The organism is Bacteroides sp. MSK.18.37 (genome assembly GCF_019129155.2).
Lineage (GTDB): Bacteria > Bacteroidota > Bacteroidia > Bacteroidales > Bacteroidaceae > Bacteroides > Bacteroides ovatus.
In genome coordinates this window covers 2,661,732-2,687,974 of the sequence record NZ_JAHOIB020000001.1, presented here as the reverse complement: position 1 = coordinate 2,687,974, position 26,243 = coordinate 2,661,732, and the positions used below count along the sequence as shown (strand labels likewise).

Genomic DNA, 26,243 nt, shown 5'->3' with positions numbered 1-26,243 from the left:
TAACTTTGTGATATTCATAGTTGATAATGTTTTGATGTATAAAATTTTATCGACTTCCATACAACCAAAGGATTGGGCGATTCTTTGGTTGTTCTTTTTTGATTTTAACTACTATGTGTTTTCCATAAGCTCCTTTCTTTTAAATTAGTAAATAGTTATTATATCTTTATGTATCTCGTACTTAAATCCGTATTGTATGCTTAAGGATCTTATGACATTCTGTATACTTTCGTTTCGGAAAGATCCCGATAGTAAATCTTGTGCGATTTGCTTATGATGCAATCTGATTTCCACCCCATACCATCGTTCTATCTGGGCTATTACATCAATTAATGGTGTGGATTCAAAGATGAGGTAATTATCTCTCCATCCGGCTTCAACATGGGCATCCGCTTTGCTTATTCGTAGTGTTCTGTCCATAGCGGAATAGGTCGCCTTTTGTCCAGGTGAAAGCGTATATTCATGGGGAAGTGAACCACCTGATATTCTGATTCGTCCGCTAAGTAAAGACGTTTCTACAATGTCTTTTTTATAGGTCTTTACATTGAATGAAGTTCCTACTACTTCAATTTGCAGATCGTTGATTATTACCTTGAATGGGCAATCGGGATTCTTGGCAACATCGAAAAAGGCTTCTCCTGATAGTTTGACGAGGCGTTGCTTGGAGTTGTTTACATCATATTCCAGGTTTGTAGCCGCATTTAGATGTACAAATGTACCATCAGGGAGAGCCATTTCTGCTTTACTGCCAGCTCTAACTGTTACAGCAACCATTTGACTTTCCGGGTTATTCATCCATGTATAAAGTCCAAAAGAGGATGATAGGATGATAGCGATAATGGCAGCATATTTCATATATTGCAGCCAACGGCGTCTCCAAATGATTTGTTGTAGTTCCTTTCGAATTTGCTTTTTCATCATAGGAGGCATCTTTATCTCTACTGTGTTGTCTTCCATATCTATCATGGTATTCCATAACTCTTCGTCAGGTATGTTGTTGAGTTCATTTCTGAACTTTCCAATATCGAAAGAGGTGATTCCTTTTTCGATGTACTGGCAATATAACTTTTTAAATTGTGGACTCATATTATTGGTGTTTCTATAGGTTATACGTAAATACATAAAGGGAGTACTAGACTTTTTTTATGTTGTAGAGCATAGAAAAAGTTAGGAATAGTAGGTGTTTGTAGAGTTTTGTGGAGTTTTAATTATTCCTACTGAAAGTGTTATTCTTGTTACAGGAAGAAAATAAAGAGAATATTATATTTCATCATTTCGCTGCGAAGAATCTTCAGGGCGGAAGTCAGATAGTTTTTCACCGTTTGTTCGGAGAGATCCAGTTGTTCGGCTATTTGCTTGATGGGGATATGTTTCTCCCTGCTTAATTCATAAATCTCGTGTTCCCGTTGTGACAGAACTTTCTTCGATTGTTGAAGTTGTTGCAGGAATTCGTCGTACAATAAGATATCTTCCGGCGATACGTCAGTTGCCTGGTTCTCGCAATACTCCATAAAGTCTTCGAATTGCAGTTCGTTGACTTGTTTGCGGAAATAATCGATTACCTGATGTTTGGCAATAGTGAAAATAAAGGCTTGCAGATTGCCGAAGCTATTCAACTGGTTACGGTTGTCCCATAGGCGTAAAAAGGTATCCTGAACAATATCCTGTGTCAGGGAACGATTTTTTAGTTGTTTAAGAACAAAGCTGTAAAGTCGGTCGGCATAGGCTTCATAAATCTGTGTAAAAGCCTGGTAGGAGCCGTTGCGTAGTTCTTTTATGCACTGTATTTCGTCTATTTTCATCCTTTCTGCAATAGAAGTAGGTCGGGCAAATGTACTGAAATAATTTAGAAATCAACAAATCTATGTGAATAAATAAAGAGAAACCGATGTCCGGTAGTTGGCAGATGAATTTTATTTTGCAATCATATTACAATCATATATTGAGCTTTATTGTGCCGTCTCTTGCTTTCCGCTAATTAATTTTGTATCTTTACTGTTTTTTACCCTTGTAAAGACAGGTGGTCACCTTATGCAGTGATAAATATCACCTTATAAGGTGACATTAGGCTGTTTACAAAGTGACTATTGTCCCGTTACAACCGGACAACTACCCGAGTGCATAAACAATGATAAATCTCTGCACTGAAAATCTTTATTTTCTGCACTGAAAAGTCTTAAATATAACAATAAGATTATGGCCTTTTACAATTTAAAGAAGAAGCCTGCCTTGACTACTAAGGAAGGAGAAACGGAAACAATGTATGCCGACATTGTTTACAGTGGAACGATTCCGGCAGAACGATTGATCCGTGGTGTTGCTAAAAGAACTGGATTTAAGGAAGGAGTGATAGAAGGTATCCTGATGGAACTGAAAGACGATGTATTGCAATATCTGGGTGAAGGATACCGCGTCGAATTGGGAGAGTTCGGTTTCTTTTCAGCCAAAGTGAAAGCTTCCCGATTGGTAGCAAATAAGAATGATATTCGTTCTGAATCCGTAGCTTTCAACGGGGTGAATTTCCGTGCTTCCAAGAGTATGCGTGTAGGTATTCGCGGAGATTTGGAGCGTAGAAAGTGTGTCGATTTCAACACTTCGCGTAAGTGGGACAGAGACAATCTGAAGAAACTCGTCCTGCAATATATCGGAGAGCATGGCTTCATCACAAGAGCCACTTATACGCAACTTACAGGACGCCTGAAGAATACTGCATTGGACGATCTTAAATCTTTTGCAGCCGAAGGCATTATCAAGCGAGAGGGACGGGGTAATCAGATGCATTTCATTGCACCGCCACGAAAGGAACCGGATGGCGAGTAGTGAAATCTAACGGAATATCGATGGAAACCTTTGTCGTACAAGATTGGAGATTGGGAACAGAACAGAGAAATGAAGAGGTAGTATCTACCCGAATGGATTGAATCAGTGCAAAATGTGGTATAAGTATGATGTATGGCTAAAAAAATACAGTACCTTTGGCTGTGAATACAGGTAAAACGGTGATGAGGTGTATATGAAACAGCCTTACAGTGGATTTCTCGTCCGAATGTTGTTTGACCGATAACACAAACTATAATATGTTGGATATCATATACTACTTCAATATCTTCGGTTGTCTGACGATGGGGATGGCTCTACTGTTGATTCAAACAGCCCCACAGCTGATAAACCCGCACTACCGCAATGCCAAACGATTCCTGGGTATTGCATCGATTATCGTGGCTCTGTGCAATGCGCTTATCCTTTACAACAGGGTGCAGGAGAGTGTTGCCGAGATATTTGCAATGCCTGTGCTCGTTGCGGCACAGTTGCAGGCGGCGCTTTTTACTTTTATCGTACTGATACTTTTTCATTCACCATACGTTTGCCGGCGAAATATTTTGCGACACCTCTGCCCGACATTGTTTTTTGTGGGACTCTATCTATTAACGATACTTCTATTTCCTGATGTGAGGATCTATTCGGTGGATGAGTATATAGCGAATATCACGAATCCGGTTCTTTTGTTAAGAACTGTATTTGCGGCTACTTATCTGACGCAGATCGTGATTTACGTCCGTTTATTCCGGCGTGAGCAACGGAATTATATGGCCAAGATTGAGAACTATTTCTCCGACACCGGCAAATATGAATTCCGGTGGGCTTCGAGACTGTTCTACGAGGCTGCCTGTATCGGCATTGCCGTTCTGGTGTTCAGTATATTCCCTGCCCCGTTATTCGACGGAATAATTACGGTGGTGGTTACAGTGTACTACTTTAACTTTGGAGTGAGGTATATCAACTACCAATACAAACTTTACTATGAGGCTTTGCCCGCGATAGAGGAGAAGGAAGAATCGCAGCCGACAAAGGAGAGTGAAGGAGACAGGGAACTGGAAGATGAAATGGCAAAACTATTATTGTATCTCCAGCAGGGTGTTGTGCTGGGCGACTATGCCGAGGCTCTGCATATCCCGGAACGGAAACTATCTGTATTCATCAATTCGACTTACGGGGTGAGTTTCAAACGTTGGGTGAACAATAAACGGGTAGAATACGCCACAGAGCAAATGGCGAAACATCCGGATTATACAATGGAGAGAATTGCCGAGCTTTCGGGTTTTGCCCACAAAAGCCATTTCTGTAAAATCTTCCGGGAGATAACAGGGGGATCTTTTACCGAGTACAAAAATAGATAACACCTCCAAGCTGTTGTATATTGGGTGATACAGCTTGTTTAAACATATAATAAACCCACAAAAAAACACTTGTGTTGCACGTTTCGACGTCAGATATGCGTAAACATGCACCAATCATCCAAAATTTTCATTATATTTTTGCTGCGTAGGGCATAAACCGCTCTGCGCTTTTTTGTTTTCCCATGAATATTAATCAAATATAAAACAACATGAAAAAGATTTTTTCTTTGTTAGTGCTATGTGCAACAGTAGTCTTTGCTTCGTGCAGCAAGGACGATCCGGTAACGGATCCCGTGCCGGAAGGTATCGTCGTCACCACCTACGACGCCCTGCTCAACGCCCTGCAGACGGGCGGCACCTCGGCCGATGCCCCGACACTCATTACGCTGGGCGGCAACATCACGATACCTGCGGGAGGTGACTACGACACCCCTCCCATGAACGGCAGCGGCCACTTCAAGATAGACGGCGGGCACCACACCCTCACTTGGGATAACACCGCCAGCAACCGCCACCTCCTCGGCAATTTCAGCCCCGACGCCGGTGCCGTTTATATCGAACTCACCAATATCAATCTGGACCGACAAGATATGAACGCCGCAGTATGTGTTTACAACGGCAAGATTACGCTGGGCAAAGACGTGGCATTGAGTGGGCAAGATGACAACATGATTCTGGCTAACGGCGAGAAAGCGGAATTGGAACTGGGTGACGGCTGCGAATTGTCTTACGAGACAGGCAGCAGTCCGTGCTGTGTAAGCGTCTGGTATGGTGCCACCCTCGTGCTGAACGGGGGAAAGACCGCTGCCGGGGCTTACATAGGCCTGGACTGCAATTTTTACCCGGCCGTCTCCTATCCCCTTATCTCCGTTCCGAAAGCCCTCACGGGTGATGTGCACCTCCTTCTCAAAATGATCGGTACAACCCCCGTCGCCCAAGGCATTGGCAATTACCAACTGACGCAGGCGGACTGCGACCGCCTGATAGTGAATCCGGAGTCAACGGTCGGCGTCTATGCGGGATGGGGTGGGAAGTACGACGGCAACTTTGAACTTCACCTCGACCCTGCGGCGGATTATCAAATCAAGCTGCGCCTGAAAAATTTCACACCCCCTACCTCCGGCACTATCGACGTGACCGGCATGACCGACGTCGTGGCGCGGGCAACCATCTGTGCAGCCCTCGAAGCAGGCCACACCGAAATCGAGCTGAAGGGCGAACTTTCCAAGATAGGAATGGGCGGGCAGTGGGGTGTATTTGCCGATAATACGCAAATCACGAAATGCGACCTCACCGAAGTGACGGGCTGGGGTGCAACGCCAACTTTGCCCGAACTCGCCTTTAAGGATTGCACCGCCTTGCAGGAGGTGACGCTGCCCGATGGCGTGCAGGTAATTGGAGAGTATGCCTTTATCCGTTGCGCCGCGTTGACTACGGTGAATCTTTCGCAGGTCACCCAGATTGATGAAAGCGCATTTCGGGGATGCACTTCATTGAAGACGCTCACTTTGGATAATGTGGCAGCGATAGGCCTGGATGCTTTCTACGGATGCACGGGCCTCGAAACGCTCAAAATACCGAAGTGTACTCGGTTCGGCAATTATATCGTAACGGGCTGCAAAGCTCTCACCCGGATAGAAGCCATCGCAGCCGGAGATTTCGTTCACATAAGTGATGGTAGCAGCATAGAGCGCACCGCCGTTTTTCACAACAGAACCGCTCATTCCGGAGATAACGTATTCAATCCCGCCAAGTGCGACCTCGTGCTGAACGCCGACAAGCAAGAGGGTGGCGGGGCCGTCCCCACAGTCTCCGCCAACAATGAATGGACTGTGGCGCAGTACGGCGGCCTCATGAGATGGAAGAGTATCACGCCACCGTAATCCGCGCCTTTCCTGAAGTTGAACTTCAAGGCGGTCTGATTTATTTTTTGAAATCCAATTTTATGCCTGATGCGGTTGACGACATATGTTGTCGTAAAAAGATTATATCTTAATTAGTAGTCGATTAAAAACGCTCTGTCATCGGCAGATTACAAAATAGATCTCCGCCCAACTTACAAAAAGGGTCCCCACTGTCAAATTGCAGGGATCCTTTTGCTTTATACAATTTACTCCGCATGACTTAGGAAAGCTGTCCTCTGTCAAAAGGAAGATCATCGAATAACGGAGTTTTTTTATTGTCGAATTGTATAAAAACCGGTCGTGAGTTTGTTTCCTGAGAGAATTTTGTTACTTTTGTATTCGAAAGAGTTACTTGAAGATACAACTCTGCAAATCGCTAAAATGCGCACAGTTACCAAATTGTTATCTCTCAATTCCCCAAATTATGCAAAGTGTTTATTCTTCAATTGGTTATCTTAACCGCGAATAATCTAAAATAAAAAAACGATGTTTCAGAAACTTGTAGCTATAGAGCCGGTCAGTCTGGTTCCGTCGGCCGAAAAAGCGTTGTATTCATTTGCCGGTCAGGTGGTGATGTATCCTGATATACCCGCGAATGATGATGAAATCATTGCCCGTATCGGAGATGCTGATGCGGTGCTTTTGAGTTATACCTCCCGTATCAACCGGTATGTACTCGAGTGTTGTCCGAATGTGAAATACATTGGAATGTGTTGCTCACTCTATTCTCCCGAAAGTGCCAATGTCGATATTCGCTATGCTAATGAACGGGGTATCACGGTGACAGGTATCCGGGATTATGGTGACGAGGGAGTAGTGGAATATGTAGTCAGTGAGTTGGTGCGCTGTTTGCACGGCTTTGGACAGGAATCGTGGGAGCAGTTGCCTCGTGAGATTACCGGATTGAAAGTCGGAATAGTCGGACTGGGTAAGTCTGGCGGCATGATAGCGGATGCCTTGAAATTCTTTGGTGCTGAAATTTCATATTATGCCCGCAGTGAGAAAGAAGCGGCTACTGCCAAAGGATATCGCTTTTTGCCATTGAGGGAACTCCTGGCAGAGAGTGAAGTCATTTGTTGTTGCCTGAATAAAAATACGATTCTGTTGCACGAAGAGGAATTTAAGCAGATGGGTAACCGGAAGATCTTATTCAATACCGGTTTGTCGCCGGCATGGGATGAGGCTGCTTTTACTGAATGGCTGGAAGGTGATAACCTTTGCTTTTGTGACACGATAGGCGCATTGGGGGGTGAGCAACTTCTCAATCATCCGCATGTACGTTGTATGCAGGTGTCTACTGGCCGCACGCGTCAGGCGTTTGACCGCCTGAGCGCAAAAGTACTGGCCAATCTGTCAGAATACAATGGGTGAAGCGATATTAATCAGGGTGCTCACTACTGACCACCCTGCAATATCCGATGTGGCACTATAAATGTCTACTACGGCATGCACCTGGTCGTTCTTGATTTCTACTCTTTGCGTATCTCCCACAAATCCGGGAGTAGACTGTATGGATACCTGCATGTTCTCCGGACCGACAGAAGCCCGTGAGGCGGCAACTGTAACATTCACTTTGGTTGGAAAGAGGCGAATAGCTTCCGCAGCACTACCGGAGAAAACAGTACGTTGTTCCGTTTGCAAAGAATCATCATAAACGGGAGTTCCTTTGAGTCCATTAGGACCTTTTTCATTGAAGAAGCGGGCCGTCGTATTTCCCATCAGAGAGGCAGTTCTTAAAACGTCGAATCCACCGGTAGCTCCGGATGCGATATAGACCCGTGTACCATTTGCTCTGGCGGTTTCTGTCACTTCTCGATAGAAAACTTCATCTGCCAAAGCACCGATAGACAAGGTAATGACAGACGTTCCGTTTTTCAATGCCGGCAAAGCCAATTCCCGCATAGCGGCAGGAGAGGCCGATTCTACCAGATAATCTGGTTTTAATGCCAATAACTCTTCCAATTTGGCACAAGCAATGCAAGGTTTGCCATGTTGCTGCATTTTATTTACGATGTGCGCTGCTTTTGATGCCGTACGCGAATAGACACCTACCAGATCATAATCTGGTAATGAGCCTTTGACAACTGCATCCGCAACGATTTCTGCAAGTCGTCCACATCCTACAATGACTAACTTTTTCATGCAACAAAGATAATACTTTTATTGGTAAGAGCTTCGGTTGGTAATATGGTATTTATTTTCATCAGGTATGTATCCGGGAATGGATTTGTCTGATAGAGTAAGACTCATTTTTATTAATGATAATGTAACATATACTCTGTTTGGCTCCTGTTTTTTCTTTATAATAGATTACTTGTTCCTTTAATTTATGAGCCATTTATAGTTAGGTTACGAAGATTTTCTATACATTTGTCCGGTTAATCTCTATCATCTCATACTCACTAAAGTCTATCCGCCCAATGAAAAAGAACTGTCTACTCTGCTTTTTGCTCTTCTTTTCCTGCCATTCAGCTTTAGCTGGTGAAAGCTTGGACTCATTGTTAAATGTGCTTGATAAAACGATTAAGGAAGCCGATACTTATGTGCAAATTAAAGAGAATAAACTCCATGAACTGAAAAAAGAAGCACGAAAGACACCTCCCTTTTCTGTCGAACGCTATAATCTGAATAACGATATTTATCTTGAATATAAAGCATACAGTTCCGATTCTGCACTCCACTATCTGAATGAAAATATGCTGTTGGCACGCCAGTTGAATGACAAAGAGCGGGAACTTAAAATTCAATTGGAGCTATCCTATCTGTTATCCTCCATCGGAATGTATATGGAAGCAGCGGATATACTTAACTCGATTGATCGTCAGACATTGCCATCGTCTCTTTTGGGACATTACTATACTTGTTACGAGCATGTATATTTCGAAGCAGGAGCGGCACAACCCCGATATAAGATGTTTGCTTCCCGCTATGTGAAATTGAGCCATGCATACCGTGATTCCATGCAGATCACTTTAGATCCGTCCTCGGCTACATACCTGTGGTTGCGTGAGACTCAACTAAGAGAAGCCGGAAAATACGATGAGGCTCTTGAATTCAGTGACCGCCGGCTCGCAGAATCTTCTTTCGGAACACCTCAATATGCACTGGTAGCCTATCAGCGTTTCCGTCTTTTTGAGAGCATGGGCAAGAAAGACGAGCATTTGTATTATCTGGTACTTTCAGCCATATCAGATGTTCGTTCCGCCATTAAGGAGCAATCTTCTTTGATGGTATTGGCACAGGAACTGAATAGTAAAGGAGATTTGAAACGTGCCTATGACTATATCAATTTCTCATGGGAAATATCACAATTCTATAAAACGCGGTTGCGGAGCTGGATGAATATCACCCCGCTTTCTATGATAAACGGGAATTATCAGGATATTATCAAGCAACAAAACCGGGAATTACTGATCTATATTGTGTGCGTAGCCTTGTTGGCATTACTGTTGGTGATTGCATTAATCTATATCTACCGACAGATGAAAGCCCTTTCCATCGCCAAAAAAGGATTGCAGGAAGTAAACGAACGGCTCTTCTCGTTAAATGAAGAACTCGAAGAAGTGAACCGTCATCTTCGTTCCACCAATCTGGAACTTTCCGAGTCCAATCTTATTAAAGAAGCCTATATTGCCCGTTTCTTCAAACTGTGCTCTGTATATGTAGACCGTTTGCAAGCGTACAGAAAGCTGGTAAACAAGAAACTGCAACGCGGACAAGTGGCAGAATTGCTCAAAATGACACACCTTAGCAATGACATTGTAACCGTTGAGGTGCAAGAATTATATGCGAACTTTGATTCCGCTTTCCTGCATCTCTTTCCTAATTTTGTGGAATCTCTCAATGCCTTATTATTACCTGACGAACAAATCGTTTTGAAACCGGATGAATTACTGAATACCGAACTGCGTATTTTTGCTTTGATACGGTTGGGAATAAAAGACAGTTCGCAGATTGCGGAACTTCTGCATTATTCGGTGAATACAATCTATAATTATCGTTCGAGAGTAAAAACAAAAGCACGTGTTTCACGAGACGATTTTGAAGATTTGGTGGCAAAAATCCGTTAATAAAATCTGTGCCCAATCTACCTTTTAATGTGAGCTTGTTTAGAAATAAAATATTAATAATCAGGTGGTTATTTCTTTGAGAGAATTGTAGATTTCCACTTATATTCCCTTTGCTATTTTTTATCGGGGCATTTCCCTCTATTTTTGTCATAACCGAACGGAACGAACAGGTTCCGCCTTCGGGAGTTCCTTTTTTATTAACCTTTATAGAAATACAAATGAAAAATGAATTACTGCATTTTTTTGTTCCGGAAAAAGGAAGAAGAACAAAACGCCAGCCGATAAGCTGGTTATGCTGTTGGGCTATTCTATTGGGAATAGTTTGCAACGCTTGCTCTGACGATGATCCTGTGAAAAAGAATCCTTACCTGCAAGTAAGTACCCGTGCCCTGCTGAAAGAAGTGGTGGAGGTCAAATTCAACAACATTGATGGAAATACCGATATTACTGTCGATTTTGGTGACGGGACGGTCAAGGAGGGAAAGGCTGCTAATCCCATCACTTATGCCTATACCCAAAGTGGTGACTACACACTGCATGTTACGGCAGGTCAGTATGAGGTGCAGAAGAGAATCCGCATCTATAATCTGTTGGCGTTGACGGAGGCAATGAAGCAATTCAGAGAGCCGGACAACAAAAAAGTGTGGGTCATGACGCACCGTGCGCACACGTCGGACAGGACTGTTCCCGAAAATTCAGTCTCTTCCGTAGAAGATGCCATTGATTCGGGCGCTGAAGTGATCGAGTGTGATACTCACGTGACAAGCGACGGAGTGGTAGTGGTATGCCATGACCAGACCATCAATGCCACTACGAATGGCACAGGCGACATCACGAAAATGACCTATGCGGAATTACAGAAGTACAACCTGAAAGACCGGAATGGCCGGGTGACTGATGAAAAAATGCCTACTCTGGAAGAGTTTCTGAAAGCAGGCCGAGGTAGAATCTATTACAATCTTGACTACTCTCCGCGCACGGCGACCTCGCAGCAAGTGGTGGATATTGTAATGAAACTGGATATGATGGAATCGGTATTCTTCTACTGTAACAGTGCGCAGAAAGCGGAAGAAGTATTGGGCATTACTCCTAAAGCGCATGTATATACATGGACAGGAAGTCATAAACCGATGATGGGGCTACCGGGCAATTACTTTGTGCAATACAGCTACCTGACAAACGGGAAAAGTACTCCTTTGGGAAGTTCAATCAATGACGGAATGTTGGCTACGGTAAATATGCTTCCGGCAAGTGGCAGTAACGTATCAGAATGGACACTGAACGAGGGCTATCTGGATGAACTCTTGCAAATCTATCCGATGGTATGTATGATACAGACCGATTTACCGGACTTGTTGATTCCGGCCTTACAGGCAAGAGGGCTTCGTTAACTTTATCATCTAATATAAAAATCATCTATTTATGAGAAATATTCATTTCAAAACGTGTACCTGTCTGTTAGGTATATTGCTGATGCTGTTTTCCGGCATCCAGGCAAGAGGAGCTTCTTTAGAAGTGCAGCAGGAACGCAAGATATCCGGTACGGTGGTCGATGAAAAGGGTGAACCTGTCATCGGAGCTTCGGTGGTAGTTATAGAGACAAAACAAGGTACCATTACCAATATCGATGGTAAATTCCAGGTGAATACCCCGCAGAACGGACATTTAAAAGTCTCTTATATCGGTTATGAAACACAAGAAGTGGCTGTCAAAGACCGGCAATTACTGAAAATCGTGTTGAAAGAAGAATCCACTGCTTTGAATGAAGTGGTAGTGGTGGGTTATGGTACGATGAAACGGAAAGAAATGACCTCGGCTATTTCGCATGTCGGTGCGAAAGACCTGAATCAAATCTCCAGTCTCGATGCTTCCATGCTGTTGCAGGGAAAAGTATCCAGTGTGTCTGTTTCCAATACGGCTTTGGCCGATCCGAACAGTACGGGAAGTATCCAGATTCGTGGTATATCTTCGCGTAATGCCGGGCTAGGTCCGTTGATTGTTGTAGACGGAGTGCCGGGAGGGGATATGACAAATATCAATCCTGCCGATATTGAATCGATCGATGTGTTGAAAGACGGTGCCGCTTCCGCTATTTATGGTACACGCGGTAGCAATGGTGTAATCCTTGTGAATCTGAAAAAAGGAACCCGTGACGGGGAAGTGCATACTACTTATAGTGCTGCCGTCACCTTCAATAAAGCAAAGAAAGAGCTGGACATTATGAATGCGGAAGAATATCGTGCTTACCGCACGGTTTCCAATCCACTTTCCGATATGGGAGCAAGTACGGACTGGTTTGATGCCGTTACCCGTTTGGGAGTGACACACATGCACACGTTGACCTTTTCCGGAGGTAATGCGAGAACCAATTATCGTGTAACAGCCGATTATCGTAAAGCGCAGGGAATTGACTTGCGTTCCGACCGTAGGGAATATGGTGCGCGTGCTACCATCAGCCACACAACGAAAGACGGCCTGTTTACCTTTGCGGCTAACATGACTCCCCGTGTCATCGACCGGAACAAGTCAGCCAGTGTCTATGGCAGTGTCATCAAGAATAATCCGACAATGCCGGTTTATGATCCTGAATCAGCTAACGGATACTATCGTTTTCCGTCCGGAGGTGACAGCTCGAATATTGTCGAACAATTGAATGAGGAAGAGAATGGCACAGAGATTAAATTGCTGGAATGGAATGCTACTGCTGCCGTTAATTTGCTGCCGTTGTTCAATCCTAATAATCCGAACATGGTCTTGAAATCACAGGTTACTGTTTCACAGTATCAGGTAGATAAGTTCAATGGATGGTTCATCCCGTCTACCTATGGTCCTAATGTCAATTCGGGGGTTGCCGGAAAAGCGAGCCGTGACTTTGATAAAAACACCAACAACAATCTTGAATGGGTGACCAACTTCTCTACACGCATCAAGGATCATCAAATCCGTGCAATGGTGGGGTATAGCTATAATTATGGGGTAAGTTCGGGTATGGGAGCCGAAAACTGGGACTTCTCTTCCGACGGATTGACGTATAATAATCTGGGTTCCGGTCTGGAAGCAGCCAAAGAAGGAAAAACCATGATGAGTTCTTATAAAAATGACCATAAATTAATCAGCTTCTTCGGACGTGTCAATTATGATTGGAAAGAGCGCTATTTGTTCACTTTCTCTTTACGTCACGAAGGTTCCTCCCGTTTCGGTGAGAATCATAAATGGGGTAATTTTCCGGCTGTATCTGTCGGCTGGCGTATCTCGGATGAGAAGTTTATGAAAGGACTCTCATGGATTGACGATTTGAAGATACGTTATGACTATGGGGTGACAGGTAATCAGGAAATAGGTAATTACCAGTCTTTGGCTACTTATAAAGCTTATGGCTGGTATCAGTATGGCGGCAACAACTTCCATGTATGGGGACCGAGTAAGAATGTCAATTCGGAACTTCGTTGGGAGAAGGGACACAATCAGAATATCGGTTTGGACTTCTCGCTCTTCAAACACAAAGTGACCGGTTCATTTAACTATTTCCACCGTAAACAAAGCGATTTGCTCGGTAGCTATTCCGTATCGGTTCCGCCCAATTTGTTCTCTACCATCTATGCCAATGTGGGTACATTGCGCAATACCGGTTTCGAGCTTGATATAACTGTAAATGCTGTCCGGACAAAGGATTTCACTTATAGTTTTACTTTAGTGGGAGCCACTAATAACAATAAGTTTGTCAGCTTCTCTAATGATGTATACAAAGGGCAGAAATATTACTCCACCTGTAACATGGCGAATCCTAACAATCCGGGATATTTGCAACGGATTGAAGAGGGAGAACGTATCGGTAACTACTTCACCTACCGTTATGCAGGAGTCGATAAAAAGGGTGACTGGCTGATTTATGACAAGAAAGGAAATGTGATTCCTGTAGCGCAGGGTACGGAAGAAGACAAGGCGGTGACCGGAAACGGTTTGCCGAAATTCACCGGTTCTATGACGCATAACTTCACTTACAAGAACTTCGACTTGACTGTTGCCCTCCGCGGTGCTGCCGGGTTTGATATATTCAATGTGCACGACTTTTATTTCGGCTTGCAGAGTATGAGTACCAACCAGCTAACGACTGCCTATTCGAAGAATTCGCATATCACGACGGGTAAGAATGTGATTACCGACTATTTCATTGAATCGGGTGATTACCTGAAGATAGACAACATCACTTTAGGATATACCATGAACCTGAATAAGAAGTATATTGAGAAGATACGTTTGTTCGGTACGGCCAACAATCTTTATACATTCACGAAGTTCACAGGTGTAGATCCTTCTACATACGAAGTGAATGGACTGACACCGGGTACTTTCGGAGGAGGATACAACTATTATCCGTCTGCCTTCCAGTTTATTTTAGGTTTACAAGTTAGTTTTTAAAAAAAGAACCATTATGAAAATAACAAAATATATCATAGGATTGAGTATGATGGCGGGCACAGTGTTAGGCTTACCGTCTTGTACGGATCTGTCGGAAACGGTGTATGACCAGGTGATGTCCAAAAACTATTATAACACGAAACAGGATGTTATCAACGCTGTTTTCCGTCCCTTTGAGCACATGTATTGCTGTATCTGGATACGCCATGAGAACGAGGAACTTCCGGCAGATCAGTTGATTACTCCCACTCGTGGCACTTGGTGGTACGATGGAGGTTTGTGGGAAATGTATCACCGTCATCAATATGATGATATCAATCAAGGCGACTGGTTGAGCGAATGGGAAAACTTTTATGTAGGTATCGGCCAATGCAATATGGTATTGGATGACTTGAACCAATTGAATCCGTCCAATTTTGGTTTGAGTGACAGTGAATTTGAAAGTTTTAAAGCGCAGTTGCGCTGTATGCGTGCCTGGGGCTATCTCCGTCTGTTGAATACCCATCGCAACTGTATTCTGACTACTACATCAGACCAGGCTGTGAACGAATTGCCGGAAAACCGGAAACAAGTCTCTCCGCAAGTAATGTTCGATTTCATCGAGAGTGAATTGAAAGACTACTGTCTGGCAGCTTTGCCCTCCAAGAGTGGACAATCCGGAAACGGTAGCCAACAGGGACAGTTTACGAAAGCTGCTGCGGCATCCTTATTGGTGCGTCTCTATCTGAATGCGGAGGTATGGATCGGTCAGGCGAAATGGCAGGAATGTATCGATATGTGTAAACGTATCACGGGAGGAGAGTTCGGATATTATGCGATTGCGGATAACTGGTATGAACCTTTCGACTGGAACAATGAAATGTGCAATGAGGTGATCTTCGGTTTTCCCGGTTCTTACGGGCTGACCAGCTGGCATCTGCAAAATGACAGAAGAACGGTTTACGGACGTGGTTTGCCTTATGGTAGTGCGTATTATCTGAAAATAGAGGGAAATGGCGAACGGAATCCGAAATACGCGCTTTCACCGAGCTATGACAATCAGCAGCCACGAGAACTGTTCGACTATGGATTGGGAATGGTTACCCGGAAGTTTGCTAAGTATCAGGGAGACATACGTTATAAGCAATATGTAAACACTGGTAACAATACCCGTGAAGGTATGTTCTTTCTCGAAGGTAAGATTGCCAACTCCGCTGTCAGCGGAGGATATGCTAAGAATCCGGACAATCAATATGTGATTTATTTGCGTGACCAGGTCGGACGATTCGAAGGGAATGCAGAGTCAGGCTATATCTCCAATCCGGCTTATAAGGAATCTAAATTGGGTAATGGTGACTTCAACTCCGGACTTTACTGTGTGAAGTATCCTTTCTATCCGTTTACCGGAGGTTATTATATTGAGTCCGACTATACAGAGATTCGTTTGGCAGAGATTATTTATTCTCAAGCTGAAGCTCTTCTCCGTCTCGGACAGGCGGGTGAGGCTGGTAAATTGTTGAACAGCGTGCGTAAGCGTAACTACGAAAACTTTACAGCAAATATCGCTTACCAGCCGGAAGGCAACGTGGTACTCGATCGGAAAGAAATGCTGGATGAGTGGGGACGGGAATTTCTGGCGGAAAGCCGTCGTCGTACAGACTTGATTCGTTTCGGCAGGTATCAGGAAGCATGGTGGGACAAACCACGGGATGCGGACAATCATTATGAGCTGTTCCCCTTGTCGCAGACACAACTGGAACAGAATGAATACCTGAAACAGAATCCCGGTTATCCGGATATTGCCCGGTGAAATCGGTGAATTTGCGATTATTCTTATCTAATGTACAAGTTAAAAAAGAAAGAAAATGAAAAATAGTTTATTCATAATATCGAAGCTATGTATGCTGGCTTTCATTCTCCTGTTGGCACAGGGATGCCAGGAAGACTATGAGATGATAGACCCGCCGCTGATGACCGACTACGACGATGATCTGGACGAAGAAGTGATTATGCAGAAAGGGCTGGAGAGTTACTTTGTGACTCAATTCGGTGAAGGTGAGATGGATGGTAGTTCCTGGGAACAGGCGTTGGATGTGGCTGGTTTCCGTAAGCTGTTGAGCGGTTCTGTCGATCTGTCCAAGAGTACGATTTACATGAGTCAGGGGAAATATGTCATGTCCGAAGAAAGTGGACTTGGTGTAATCGTTCGTAAGAATGTAAAGGCGATTAAGGGCGGATATAGTCAGTTTAGCGAAGGGACCGATGTTTCGGCACGTGATATAGATACATATGTGACTGTTATCAGCGGCGATGTGAACGGAAATAAACAGGCGGATGCCGGTGATTGTGGTTTGTTATTGGTGAAGAAAGGGCATATTACCATTGAGGGAGTTACTTTCCAATATGGATATGTTTCTGAAGCGGATGCCAGTACAACCGAATGTGGTAGTGGAATTTATGTGAGCGGCGGTGCCGGTGATACTTCCATCGAGTTGACCGACTGCGTGATTAGAGATTGTACATCAGGAGTAACGACTTCTGCCAAGCAGGGTGGTCCGGCAGTCTTTGTCTTGTCGGGACAGGTACGGCTGAATAATGTGAACTTGCTGGATAACACGGCTGTCGGTCGTGGAGGAGCTGTTCGTTGTAATAGCAAGACAGCGGTGGTGTTTATGAATGGTTGTCTGCTGAAAGGTAATTCTCATAACGGTTCGTGGGGAAATGGTATTCAGATGTCGGAAGGACATATCTGTATTAACAATACCACGTTGATAGATAATATGGGGACAGGTGCCGCTTTGAACGGAGGAGGAAGTATCCTGCTGACCAATAATACAATCATTGGAAATACGAGCGATAGTCATGGAGCAGTACGTTGTGAGACAGGTGTCGGCGGTGATACGAAGTTTATTAATAACCTATTGCTCTCTGAAAATCCTTCGGCTCCGAGCTTTAATCTGAACGGCAGCAATTTTGAAGCCTTTTCGAAGGGATATAATGTGTATCAGCGCGTGACGGGAATAACGATGAGTGCGTCCGATACGGCTTATCCCAATCCGGTGAATGGTACGCTGGATGAAAAGGGAGTGTATGTGTGGGATCTTAATCAGATTGGTTCGGTAAAAGGATATGCTACCAAACAGGCGGTGATAGAAGTTGCGAAAAGTTTTAATCCGGTGGCTTCGCCTATTGCTAATTTGGGAGAAGTGTTTGTGGAATGGGTCGGTGAAGATGCTTTCGGTATAGACCAACGCGAAGTGACTCGTAATGCGAACAAGATGCAAGCCGGTGCTTATGATGCGGTTCTGACAAATTAAATTCTAAAACGACTGTAACATGAAGAAGATATTTTATATGATAGCTTTGGGTATCGGACTAGCCGGATGCTCAAACAACGAGGATGAGTTACTATCAATGGGCAGTTTCCCCGAAGATCATGTCATCCGCGTCATTACCGAAGTGAATGAACCTCTGTCACGTGCAGGGTATGACGCCATGAATCTGGAACGTTTCGGATTAATGATCCGTAACAGCGAAAATGCTGCTTATAACTATCATAAACAAATGATTGGTTCCGGCAGTTCCTGGAGTACATCCGACGGTCAACAGATGCTTTGGGATGCAGAAAGAACACCTGTGACGATGATAGCGTATGCGCCATTTATGAGTGAAGCTACTCCGGATGCTTCGTTGACGGTCAATGCGTTAACCAACCAGTCTACCGAAGAAAATGTGAAATCCTCCGATTTCCTGTTGATGAAAGCAACAGTTGACCCGGAGCAGGATTTGACGGCGGATGGGAAACTGAAAATCTCTTTGAATCATGCCATGAGCAAGCTGATTATAAAAATCACGGTCAATGGTACGACGGATGCTTCCATGAGTAAGTTAGGAGATATGGCCATCAATGGGGCTGTTGTCAATGCCACTTGTGATTTGTCGGCAGCGGCTCCGGTAGTTGTTCCTGCTGCGGATGCGGTAGTGGCAACTGTGGCTCCCTATAAAGGGACGGAATCCTGCGAATGTATCCTGCCTCCGCAAAAAATAGCAGAGGGTTTCTCTGTCAATTTCAGCTATGACGGGAAACTGTATATCTGGACTGCAAAAGAGGCCATTGAACTGGAGAAGGGCGTGGAACATACCTTAACTCTCAATGTAAACACAACAGTCCGACTGGCTGCTAAGGTGGCCAGAAATTGGGCAACCGGGCAACTTATCGACCGGAATTAAAGAAGGAGGAGATAAACTATGAAGATTACAAAACTGATATTGGCTGCGTATCTACTAATGAGTATGGCGGCTTGTGATACGGATAAAAATATAGCTGTATACGGTGAAGATTCCGGTGCTATTCAGATTGAAGCCGCTATTAATACTGCCTTTACCCGCAGTAATCCCGGTGCGGCGGGAGATCAGCAGAAACAATTTAATGAGGGTGATGAAATTCAGTTAAGTTGTGAGGATGGGTATCTGAATTATGTACTTGCCGGAGGAAAATGGGTGCCGACCGATAACTATTATTTGAGATGGGGTGCAGAGCCGGTGACTTATTCGGCTTTCTATCCAGTGGTAAGTGGAGCCAGTACGACTAATTTTACGCTTCCCACGAATCAGCAACGTCTCGAAAATCTGGCTAAAGCAGATTATATGACGTGTACTGTGGAGAATGCAACAGACGATGGTTCCCGTATTCTTCGTTTGGGCATGAACCGGAAAATGGCAAAAGTAATCATGACGCTTGCAGATGTAGGCGGACAAGGTAAGGTGCAGGGGGTAAAGATCGGTTCTTATCAGGGATATACGAATGGCGAAGTGGTATCGGGTACTTCTTTGATATCGCCGTTCATTACAGTTCCCGAAGGTGGTAAGGCAGGACAGAACGGTTGCACTTATACTGCCATCGTAGCCCCCGGAAAAGCCGGGACAACCGATACGTTTGTCTCCTTGAATTATTTGGGAGAAGATTTGGTATTACCCGGTATCCCGGAATTGAAGCCCGCAAAGTGTTATGAATTCACGCTGAAAGTGGAAGGTTCGATTATAACCATTAGTGAACCCATTGTTTCTCCGTGGGATAGCGGTACTTTGCCGGGAGGAGATGCGGAAGAATTGCAGCTTGCGGCTTACTACGTAAAAGAACAGCCTGCCGGAAACGCAACCGGTATGGATTGGGATAATGCAATGGGAGTGGATGCGCTGCGCAACTTATTACAGACGAATGGTAACAGCGACATTTCCAACGCTAATGCAGTCAAACTGGATGGCAAGAAGATTTATGTAGCTGCAGGCTCTTATGAGATGGCGAAAGAAAATTCCGGCGTGAAGATAGAATATAGCGGTTATAGCAAGCAAGTGGAAATAACGATTGAAGGCGGATATGATCCTTCAAGTACGGGAACGGACTTGACTAAGCGTGACGTTCGTAAATATACGACTGCTTTTGTCAGAAATAGCGGCAGTGGAGCGTCAGCAACATCCAACTCTTTATTAGTGCTGGGTAATCAGACAAATATTATTTTCGACGGTTGTACTTTCAACGGACAATATGGATTGAGCGATGCAGGAAGTGTCCGTGCCGTATTTGTTGCGGCAGGTGGAGGTGATGCAACCCTGCAACTGAATAATTGTGTCATCAAGAACTTCAATCGCGGAAGCGATGGTGGAACAGATGGTGGAGCAGCCGTTAAAGTATCAAAGGGAAGAGTCCTGCTAAATGATGTAGAGATGGTGAATAACAAGGCGACAGGGCGGGGAGGAGCCATCACTACCACCGCAGCAAACAGCTTCCTGTTTATGAATAATTGCTTGTTACATGAGAATTATGCACCGACCGCTTGGGGAACTGCCATTCATGCCGGAAATGGATATGTCTGTATGAATAATGTAACCGTACTTGGTACCACCGCTACCGGAGGAAATAGTATCACAGTCAATGGAGATGCCTATTTTATGCTTGCCAATACTACCATTGTTGGAAATTCAGGTAATCCGAACGGTGTCTTCCGTGCAGGGAAGAATGCTTCCCTGGTGGTCAACTCTTTATTTGCCAAAGGAGCCGGAAACAGGACGATTTATGCAGGTAATATCACTTCCGGAGGATACAATGTCTATCAGGCGGCGGATGCAGGTTGGGGAGCTGTTGCTACAGACACAGACTATTCATCCCAAACTCTTCCCGCTGCAACTTTGACCGATGGTGTTTACCAATGGACGGTAACCGGTACTATTGATGAATTTGCGACGAAGCAGGCTGTGATTGATGCGGTGAAATCTTTCGATGCAACTGTGGGACAGCAATTTATCAATTGGGTGGGCGAGAACGGCTTTGGAGTAGACCAACGAGGAGTTGCCCGTAATGTCAACAAGATGCAGGCTGGTGCTTATGATGCCGGGTTGTAGCAATAAAGTAATAGGTCGTTGAACAAAATTGAGTAGAAAGATTAAATAATGATAGATATGAAGAAAAGCAAGTTTATAGTGCTTTTGTTACTTTTCTGTTTGCAGCCAGGTTTCCTGGCTGCACAACGGGCGGAGGCCATCCGCAAGGATGTATTGAATCCGCACCTGGATAAAGTATTGGTGGTGGCGCACCGTGGAAATTGGAGTATTGCCCCCGAAAACTCCCTGGCGGCTATTGATAGTGCTATTCGGATGAAAGTGGACATTGTAGAGATTGATATCCGTAAGACGAAAGACGGTCAGCTGGTGCTGATGCATGATGATACGGTAGATCGCACCACCAATGGTACAGGAAAAGTGAAAGATAAGACATTGGCTGAAATAAAGCAACTTCGGTTGAAAGATAAAGACGGCCGTCTGACGGAACATACGGTTCCTACTTTGGAAGAAGCTTTGCTGGCTGCCAAAGGCCAGATAATGGTTAACCTGGATAAGGCTTACAGTATTTTTGATGATGTGTATGTTATATTGAAGAAAACCGATACTGCCGATTTAGTGATAATGAAAGGTGCTCAACCGGTGGAGACCGTGAAGCGGGAGTTCGGCTCTTATCTGGATAAGGTAATCTATATGCCCGTCGTAACGATTGATGAGGAGAAATCGATGAAGGTAGTCGAGGACTATATGGAACAGTTGCATCCGGTTGCTTTTGAGTTGTGTTACCGGAATGTATCAAGTCCGGTACCTGCCCGGATGGAACGCAGGCTGGCAGGGAAAAGCCTGATCTGGTATAACACTTTGTGGGCTTCTCTGGCAGGAGGGCATGATGATGAGGCTGCCAGGAAAGACCCGGATGCAAGCTATGGGTATCTGATAAACAAGTTGGGAGCAAGAATCCTCCAAACAGATAGTCCGGCTTTTATGCTCGATTATTTGAGAAGTAAAGGATGGCATGACTAATCACTAAGACTAAATTTATGAACGATATAAAGTTTTCTTTATGGGCAGCGGGATGGTTGCTCATCCTGCTCCTTGCAGGCAGTTGTAAGTCAGCAAATGAATCGAGAGCTCCGGTTGCTTTAACCTGGGAAATGGGAAGCTACGATGGGAATGGTAAATATTATGAGAATTCTTTTGTATTGAAGAATGTTTCGGATGCTCCTATAGGAAAGGATTGGGAGATTTATTATTCGCAGTTTCCCCGTTCGATCCGGCAGGATGCTTCGTCACCGGTTAGGGTAGAGGAAGTAAATGCGACCCTTTTTAAAATATATCCGGGAGAAGGATTTATTTCACTGGCTCCGGGAGATTCATTGAAAGTGATATTCCAGTGTGACGGAGAAGTGCCGAAGAATTCACATGCACCCGAAGGGAGTTATTGGGTCAGTCAGTCGGGGGCGTTGAAAGGTAAGCCGCTGCCTGTGACGTTGCATACCATTCCATTGCCTGTTACGGAATGGCAAAAGACGGCCGCACGGAAGACGTACGAAACCAACCTTCGTTTACTGAATGTGGAAACTCCGGAGTTCCGGACGACGGATATCATACCTTCCGTAAAGAAGGTGCTTGCTACCGGAGGAGAAACGGTGTTGGAGAAACAACTATCTTTGACTTTCCATGAAGATTTTGCCAATGAAGGAAAACTGTTGAAAGAGAAGCTCACCGCATGGTATGGATTGGAAGTTGTGTCGGAAGCACCGGTTACCATTGTCATGGATTATCTCTCTGACAGGAAAAAGGCAGTCAATGAGGAATATTATGAACTGTGCATTGACGGTCAGCAGATCAGGATTAGTGCCGCTACTCCACATGGAGTTTTTAATGGTACACAGACTTTGTTAGGATTGCTGAAAGGGCAGGAAAGCCCGTTCCGGTTGGAAGCAATGTCTATACAGGATTATCCGGACTTATTATATCGGGGACAGATGCTCGATATTGCCCGAAATTATACAACGGTGGATAACTTAAAGAAGCTGATTGATATGCTCTCTTCTTACAAACTGAATGTGCTCCAGTTCCATTTCTCAGATGATGAAGGCTGGCGGTTGGAAATTCCGGGATTGGAGGAGTTGACTGCAATCGGATCGCGGCGGGGACATACAACCGATGAAAAAGACTGGCTGTATCCGGCTTATGATGGTGGATATGATCCGTATGCCGCAACATCAGGAAATGGTTATTATACCCGGGAGGAATTTATTGATTTATTACGATATGCGGCGGAAAGACATGTGCAGGTAATCCCGGAAATAGAATCCCCCGGTCATGCACGTGCGGCGATTGTGGCAATGAATGTACGTTATAAGAAATACATCGATACCGATCCGGAGAAAGCGAAAGAATATCTTTTGAGTGACTTGCAGGATACTTCCCGATATGTTTCGGCACAAGCCTATACGGATAACGTTATGAATGTAGCCTTGCCCTCCACTTATCGTTTTATGGAAAAGGTGATTCAGGAAATAGTGGCTATGTATAAGGAAGCCGGTGCACCGTTGACTACCATTCATTTGGGAGGTGATGAAGTGGCTAAGGGTGCATGGATGGGATCTCCTTTATGCAGGGCGTTAATGGAAGAGCAAGGCATGGAAAAGGCGCATGACCTGGCCGAATATTTCATTACCCGGGTAGTTGATTGCCTGCAACAGCATCATTTGTCTTTTAATGGCTGGCAGGAAGTAGCTTTGGGGCATCAGAAAGACACTCATGCTTATTTATCCCAACGGGCAGCCGGTATCAATTCATGGAAGACTGTTCCGGAATGGAAAGAGGATGAGATTCCTTATCAGATAGCCAATAACGGTTATCCGGTCATTCTCTGCAATGTGAATAATTTCTATCTGGATTTGGCTTATGATGCTCATCCCGATGAACCGGGACATTTCTGGGGAGGATATGTGGATGAATCCAAAGCATTCTCCATGCTTCCGTTCGATGTCTATCGTTCCTCACGTACGGATATGGCAGGCAATCCGGTGGAAATCAGTTCCGTGGGAAAAGGAAAAACGACATTGACCGCATCCGGCAGGAAACAAATAAAAGGGGTACAGGCACAATTGTTTGCCGAAACAATTCGAGGATTTCAATGGGTAGAATATTATACATTCCCTAAAGTGATGGGATTGGTAGAACGTGGCTGGAATGCGCATCCGGAATGGGAAACCCTTTCCGGTGCAATGGAGCAGCAAGCCTTTGACCGCGATCTGGCACTGTTCTATGAAAAAATCAGTGTAAAGGAAATGCCTTGCTGGAGCCGGATGGGGATAAACTTCCGTTTGCCTCATCCCGGACTCTCCATTCAGGATGGACTTCTGTACGCGAATACTTCTATCGAAGGAGCACAGATACGCTATACGACGGATGGGACTGAACCGACGGTTGATTCGGAATTATGGGAGACTCCTGTAGCCTGTCAGTCTGCGGTTGTAAAAGCAAAACTGTTTTATAGGGATAAGCAAAGTGTGACTAGCTGTTATTGGCAGTAATTAGTGGAATAGTATAATAGATTTACTTTTAATTTCTAGCCGTTTTATTCTTTAAAATACGAAGATTTTCTCTACATTTGTCTTTATTAGTCTTGTAATCTTCTATTAAAGTTTAATACTCCGATGAAAAAAAAGTACCTGATATTTCTTTTGCTTCTCTCTTTTCCACTATATACCTGGGCTGATAAGACTCTGGACTCACTGTTGAATGTGCTTGATTTGACAATTCAGGAACATGAGACTTATGTAGCTCAACGTGAATCACGTATCAGACACCTTAAAGAGTTGACACACGAGATAGAAGCAAGTTCTGCGGAGCATTACAATCTGAACAGTCAGATATACAAAGAATATAAAGCCTTTATCTGCGACTCTGCAATCCACTATTTGAATGAAAATATCCGGATTGCAGAGCGCTTGCATGATACAGACCGGAAGATAGAAAGTCAGTTGCAGCTTTCATTATTATTATCTTCAACGGGAATGTACACGGAGTCTATTGATGTTTTAGAATCAGTAGACCGACAGAAAGTTGTCTCCCGTTTAATTGCTGATTATTATACTTGCTTTGACCATGTGTATGGTGAATTGAGCGTTTATACCCAGGATAAAACCCTTTCGGGACGTTACTGGAGTATCTCGCAGGCATATAGAGATTCTTTATATGCTATATTGCCCCCAGAATCGGAAGAGTACCTGATGATGCGTGAAGCATCACTTCGCGATCAACACCAGTATGAGGAAGCCTTAAAAGTGAATGATCTCCGGCTGGCAGAAATAGAAGTAAATACTCCACAGTATGCATTGGTCACTTACCATCGCTCTTTGATTTACAAATACAGTAATGATAGTCTGGGAGAGAAACGAAATCTATGTCTTTCTGCTATATCGGATATCCGTTCTGCTATTAAAGATCATGCTTCGTTGTGGATGCTTGCCCAACTACTTTATGAAGATGGTGATATGGAACGTGCGTACCAATATATGCGCTTTTCCTGGAATGCGACAAAGTTCTATAATGCCCGTTTGCGTAGCTGGCAGAGTGCTGACGTGCTTTCATTGATTGATAAAACCTATCAGGCAATGATTGAAAAGCAGAACGACCGTCTTCAACAGAACCTGCTGCTTATCACTGCACTGTTGGTGTTGTTGATTGTAGCCTTAGGATATATCTACCGTCAGATGAAAAAGCTGGCGGATGCAAGAAATCATCTTCAGGTAGCCAATGGACAGTTAAACGGATTGAATGAGGAGTTGAGGCAAATGAATAGTTGCCTGTCTTCCACCAATATTGAACTTTCGGAGTCCAATCAGATCAAGGAAGAGTATATTGCCCGTTTCATCAAGCTGTGTTCTACTTATATCAACCGTTTGGACGCTTACCGGAGGATGGTGAATAAGAAAGTATCTGCCGGACAGATTGCGGAATTATTAAAGATAACGCGTTCGCAGGATGCTCTTGATGAAGAACTGGAAGAATTATATGCTAACTTTGATACAGCTTTTTTGCATCTCTTCCCTAATTTTGTGGGGAAATTCAATGATTTATTGCAGGACAATGAACATATCCTGCCGAAAAAAGATGAGTTATTGAACACTGAACTACGAATCTTCGCTTTAATACGTCTGGGTATTGAAGACAGTTCGCAAATTGCGGAATTTCTTCGTTATTCAGTGAATACAATCTATAATTACCGGGCGAAAGTAAGGAATAAGGCCCGTGGATCGAGAGACGATTTTGAGATTTTAGTACGAAAAATTCGCTGATTAAGACTGTAAACTAACCACTTTTTTGGATATGTTATATGT

Annotated in this window: 17 protein-coding genes; 14 read left to right on the top strand and 3 right to left on the bottom strand. The window is 44.2% G+C overall.

The window, feature by feature from the left end:
• Positions 1-144: 144 nt before the first annotated feature.
• Both KSX81_RS11080 and KSX81_RS11075 read right to left on the bottom strand, forming a co-directional pair.
• A complete protein-coding gene (locus tag KSX81_RS11080; RefSeq protein WP_128858141.1) occupies positions 145-1,086 on the bottom strand; it encodes a FecR family protein in 942 nt (313 codons plus the stop codon).
• Positions 1,087-1,235: 149 nt separating this feature from the next.
• Entirely contained in the window at positions 1,236-1,802 is a 567-nt protein-coding gene (locus tag KSX81_RS11075) for an RNA polymerase sigma factor (RefSeq protein WP_004298079.1), read from the bottom strand.
• A 394-nt stretch (positions 1,803-2,196) separates the two neighbouring features.
• Between KSX81_RS11075 and KSX81_RS11070 the strand changes: the two genes are divergently transcribed.
• The 4 genes from KSX81_RS11070 (at position 2,197) to KSX81_RS11055 (ending at position 7,453) form a co-directional block, all read left to right on the top strand.
• Positions 2,197-2,820, top strand: a complete 624-nt coding sequence (locus KSX81_RS11070; RefSeq protein ID WP_008648950.1) for an HU family DNA-binding protein — start codon at positions 2,197-2,199, stop codon at positions 2,818-2,820.
• Between the two features lie 257 nt (positions 2,821-3,077).
• The gene (locus KSX81_RS11065) at positions 3,078-4,178 is read left to right on the top strand and encodes an AraC family transcriptional regulator (RefSeq protein WP_022199964.1); all 1,101 of its coding nucleotides are present in this window, start codon (positions 3,078-3,080) and stop codon (positions 4,176-4,178) included.
• Positions 4,179-4,387: 209 nt separating this feature from the next.
• On the top strand, positions 4,388-6,061 hold the full coding sequence (locus tag KSX81_RS11060) for a leucine-rich repeat domain-containing protein (RefSeq protein ID WP_004298086.1): 1,674 nt from the start codon (positions 4,388-4,390) through the stop codon (positions 6,059-6,061).
• A gap of 507 nt (positions 6,062-6,568) precedes the next feature.
• The gene (locus tag KSX81_RS11055; RefSeq protein WP_004298088.1) at positions 6,569-7,453 is read left to right on the top strand and encodes a D-isomer specific 2-hydroxyacid dehydrogenase family protein; all 885 of its coding nucleotides are present in this window, start codon (positions 6,569-6,571) and stop codon (positions 7,451-7,453) included.
• Here the strand turns inward: KSX81_RS11055 and KSX81_RS11050 are convergent.
• Positions 7,436-8,224 carry an aspartate dehydrogenase domain-containing protein gene (locus KSX81_RS11050; RefSeq protein WP_004298089.1) on the bottom strand — a complete coding sequence of 263 codons (789 nt, stop codon included), beginning with the start codon at positions 8,222-8,224 and terminating at the stop codon, positions 7,436-7,438. The genes KSX81_RS11055 and KSX81_RS11050 overlap by 18 nt on opposite strands.
• Before the next feature lie 278 nt (positions 8,225-8,502).
• Here KSX81_RS11050 and KSX81_RS11045 point away from each other — a divergent pair, with 278 nt between their 5' ends.
• From KSX81_RS11045 to KSX81_RS11000, 10 genes are all read left to right on the top strand, one after another.
• The gene (locus KSX81_RS11045) at positions 8,503-10,152 is read left to right on the top strand and encodes a DUF6377 domain-containing protein (protein WP_004322527.1); all 1,650 of its coding nucleotides are present in this window, start codon (positions 8,503-8,505) and stop codon (positions 10,150-10,152) included.
• 218 nt (positions 10,153-10,370) lie between these two features.
• On the top strand, positions 10,371-11,543 hold the full coding sequence (locus KSX81_RS11040; protein ID WP_004322526.1) for a glycerophosphodiester phosphodiesterase family protein: 1,173 nt from the start codon (positions 10,371-10,373) through the stop codon (positions 11,541-11,543).
• A 31-nt stretch (positions 11,544-11,574) separates the two neighbouring features.
• A complete protein-coding gene (locus tag KSX81_RS11035) occupies positions 11,575-14,571 on the top strand; it encodes a SusC/RagA family TonB-linked outer membrane protein (RefSeq protein WP_004322525.1) in 2,997 nt (998 codons plus the stop codon).
• A 13-nt stretch (positions 14,572-14,584) separates the two neighbouring features.
• Positions 14,585-16,360 (top strand): RagB/SusD family nutrient uptake outer membrane protein, encoded by a 1,776-nt coding sequence (locus KSX81_RS11030; protein ID WP_004298096.1) that lies wholly within the window; start codon positions 14,585-14,587, stop codon positions 16,358-16,360.
• Between the two features lie 55 nt (positions 16,361-16,415).
• Complete coding sequence (locus tag KSX81_RS11025) at positions 16,416-17,867, top strand: right-handed parallel beta-helix repeat-containing protein (protein WP_004322524.1); 1,452 nt, start codon at positions 16,416-16,418, stop codon at positions 17,865-17,867.
• Positions 17,868-17,886: 19 nt separating this feature from the next.
• The gene (locus KSX81_RS11020) at positions 17,887-18,780 is read left to right on the top strand and encodes a fimbrillin family protein (RefSeq protein WP_004298099.1); all 894 of its coding nucleotides are present in this window, start codon (positions 17,887-17,889) and stop codon (positions 18,778-18,780) included.
• Between the two features lie 18 nt (positions 18,781-18,798).
• Positions 18,799-20,949 (top strand): fimbrillin family protein, encoded by a 2,151-nt coding sequence (locus tag KSX81_RS11015; RefSeq protein WP_004298101.1) that lies wholly within the window; start codon positions 18,799-18,801, stop codon positions 20,947-20,949.
• Positions 20,950-21,006: 57 nt separating this feature from the next.
• A complete protein-coding gene (locus tag KSX81_RS11010) occupies positions 21,007-21,909 on the top strand; it encodes a glycerophosphodiester phosphodiesterase family protein (protein ID WP_004322521.1) in 903 nt (300 codons plus the stop codon).
• A gap of 17 nt (positions 21,910-21,926) precedes the next feature.
• Positions 21,927-24,434 carry a family 20 glycosylhydrolase gene (locus KSX81_RS11005; protein WP_004298104.1) on the top strand — a complete coding sequence of 836 codons (2,508 nt, stop codon included), beginning with the start codon at positions 21,927-21,929 and terminating at the stop codon, positions 24,432-24,434.
• A 123-nt stretch (positions 24,435-24,557) separates the two neighbouring features.
• Complete coding sequence (locus KSX81_RS11000; protein ID WP_004298106.1) at positions 24,558-26,201, top strand: DUF6377 domain-containing protein; 1,644 nt, start codon at positions 24,558-24,560, stop codon at positions 26,199-26,201.
• The last annotated feature ends 42 nt before the right edge of the window (positions 26,202-26,243 follow it).